Genomic DNA, 2801 nt, shown 5'->3' on the forward strand with positions numbered 1-2801 from the left:
GGCTCCGTCTGATTTTTGGGCAGGATGCCCAATAAATCAGCATCTCCTTAGCCCATGAACGATAACGCCCACACGGGTGCGGGGCAATGGCACCGCAGCGCCAACCAGGTCAAGGACTCCGCCGCACAGCGGCGGGCATCGCCGCCCTGGGCGGCATCGGGAGCCAGCGAATTTGGAGAGAATACCCCCTTGCCCACCGGCGGCGTTGTCACCATGCTTCGCCACATGGCCACCGCGGTGGGCACGCCTGTCCTGAATCGTCCACGGGCGGCCCGCCGGAGCACGCTGGAGCGCTACACCGCCGATGGCTGCGCAGCGACATTCGCCCCTCCACTGGCCCCGCCGTTTCCTGGACTGGCTCTGCGCGGGGCGCGCCGACTACCGCGAGTTTCAAGAGCGCAAGGCGACGCGCGCCTACAAGGCCAACCAGAGCACATGCCTCGTCATCTGGCTCGTTGCGGCCGGCCTGCTGCTCATCTGCGGCGGCACCGGCTGTCTGCTCACCTTCGGCTTGGTGGCGACGCTCCTTTGCTTCAGCGTGCTGGACCCAGAATGAGGCGCTTGCCGCCAGCCGCACCCGATCCTGCTGCCCCATGAGCGCGCCGCCGGCGGCCGATCCGGCCCAGACCTTCGATCTGCGCGCCGCCATGTTGCTGGTGGTGGCCAACATGATCGGCACCGGCGTGTTCACCACCCTCGGTCTGCAGGCGGAGGGCGTTCAGGACGGAGCCGCCCTGCTGCTGCTGTGGCTGCTCGGCGGTCTGGTGGCTGCCTGCGGCGCACTGGTCTATGCAGAATTGGCGTCGGCGCTGCCGCGCTCCGGCGGCGAATACGTCTACTTGAGTCGTAGCTTCGGCCCTGCCGTCGGCCTCATCGCCGGCTGGATTTCGACCACTGTCGGCTTTGCGGCTCCGGTGGCGCTGGCCGCCATGGCCTTCGCCCAATACGCCGCAACTGTTGTCTCCGCGCCGCCCACGCCGACGGCAGCCCTGGCCGTAGTGCTGATCGCCGGGCTACATGCCTTCGACGTCGGCCTCGGCAGGCGCTTTCAGGTGGTGATGACGCTGCTCAAGGTGGCGGCGATCCTCCTGTTTTGCGCCGCGGGACTGTTGTTGCCGGCGGCTCCAGGCAGCCTGTCGCCATTGCCCAACGCGGACACGCCGGGAGCGGTGTTCTCGCCGGCCTTCGCACTCTCGCTCGTCTATGTGTCCTATGCCTACTCCGGCTGGAACGCCGCCACCTATGTGACCGCTGAGGTGCGGCGCGCGCAGCGGCTGGTGCCACGGGCGCTGCTGCTGGGGACCGCCCTGGTGACTGGGCTGTATCTGCTCCTGAATTGGGTCTTCCTGCGCAGCGTGCCCGTGGAGGCGCTTGCGGGCACTGTCGAAGTGGGCGCGCTCTCGGCTCACTGGCTGTTTGGCGAGGCCGGTGGGCGGCTGATCAGCGTGATGCTGGCATTGCTCCTGCTATCCACCATCAGTGCCATGCTGCTGGCAGGGCCGCGGGTGTTTGAGGCTATGGCCGAAGACCGGCCGGCGTTGGGCGTTTTCGGTGCGCGCAACCGCCGCGGTGCACCAACTCGGGCAGTGCTGGTGTCGCTGGCGCTGGCGCTCGGCCTGATTCTCACCGGTACCTTCGGCGCGGTACTCGCTTTTGCAGGCTTCACGCTTATGCTCTCGTCCCTGCTGACTGTGGTTGGCGCCATGCGGCTGCGGCGTGTGGAGCCGGAGCTGCCGCGTCCATTCCGTATCCCTTGGTATCCCTGGCCGCCGTTGGTCTACCTTTGCTTGACCATGGCAACCTTGTTGGTCGTCACCTGGAGCAACCCATTACCGGTGGTAGTGGGGCTCTGTGCGCTAGGCGCCTGCTGGTGGTGGCTGCGACGCCGCACAGGTCCAAACACGGGGCCGGCCGCCGACCGACGGCGCACAAGGCCACCCTGAGCAGGGATTTGAACCCTTGCGGGGCGATCTGTCTAAGCGCAAAGTTCCCCCACGCAGCGCGCACGCGCCACGCCGTTCCCGGTCGGTATGCACTGAACAGGTGCGCGGTAACGCGCGCGTAGCGCAGAAAAGTGGCATGCTGCTAGTCAACCCGCCCCACATCAGCGGGGAGCTGGCCGCAGTCCTTGCTTGGCGCGGAGCTTGCACTCCGACCTTGGCGTTGCAATCTATGCATTAACGCCGGCCCGGAACAACTCGCCTCCCGCGTCCGGACAGACAACCTAAAGAGGTGTGCTGAATGTCGATCTTCGAGCGCTACCAGGCCCGCTACGAGTCCTCCCGCGAGGAGGACATGAGCCTGCAGGAATATCTGGATCTGTGTAAGACCGATCCGATGGCCTATGCCGGTGCGGCGGAGCGTCTGCTTGCGGCGATCGGCGAGCCCGAGCTTATAGACACCCACAATGATCCGCGGCTGAGTCGGATCTTCCAGAACAAGGTCATCAAGCGCTACCCGGCGTTTGCGGACTTCTTCGGCATGGAGGATTCCATCGATCAGCTTGTGTCCTACCTCAAGCACGCCGCGCAAGGCCTGGAGGAGAAGAAACAGATCCTCTACCTGCTCGGCCCGGTCGGCGGCGGCAAGTCGTCGCTGGCAGAGAAGCTGAAGGAGCTGATGGAAAGGGTTCCGTTCTATGCCATCAAGGGCTCTCCGGTGTTCGAGTCGCCGCTCAGCTTGTTCTCGCCGGAAGAGGACGGCCCCATCCTGGAAGAGGATTACGGTATCCCGTCCCGCTGCCTGCGCACCATCATGTCGCCTTGGGCGGTGAAGCGCCTGCAGGAGTACAACGGCGACAT

At 65.7% G+C, this 2801-nt stretch carries 2 protein-coding genes and 1 pseudogene; all 3 read left to right on the plus strand.

The window, feature by feature from the left end:
- The first annotated feature begins 304 nt into the window (after positions 1-304).
- A complete protein-coding gene (locus tag I6U14_RS10465) occupies positions 305-556 on the plus strand; it encodes a hypothetical protein (RefSeq protein ID WP_296899128.1) in 252 nt (83 codons plus the stop codon).
- A 37-nt stretch (positions 557-593) separates the two neighbouring features.
- Complete coding sequence (locus I6U14_RS10470; protein ID WP_296899129.1) at positions 594-1943, plus strand: APC family permease; 1350 nt, start codon at positions 594-596, stop codon at positions 1941-1943.
- 298 nt (positions 1944-2241) lie between these two features.
- Positions 2242-2801, plus strand: a pseudogene (locus tag I6U14_RS10475) (PrkA family serine protein kinase); the annotation flags it as partial.

The organism is Thiohalocapsa sp., assembly GCF_019695415.1.
Lineage (GTDB): Bacteria > Pseudomonadota > Gammaproteobacteria > Chromatiales > Chromatiaceae > Thiohalocapsa.

Bases quoted from the DNA above. Each gene is read 5' to 3' on its own strand.
- I6U14_RS10465 (WP_296899128.1), top strand. From the start codon at position 305: ATGGCTGCGCAGCGACATTCGCCCCTCCACTGGCCCCGCCGTTTCCTG.
- I6U14_RS10470 (WP_296899129.1), top strand. From the start codon at position 594: ATGAGCGCGCCGCCGGCGGCCGATCCGGCCCAGACCTTCGATCTGCGC.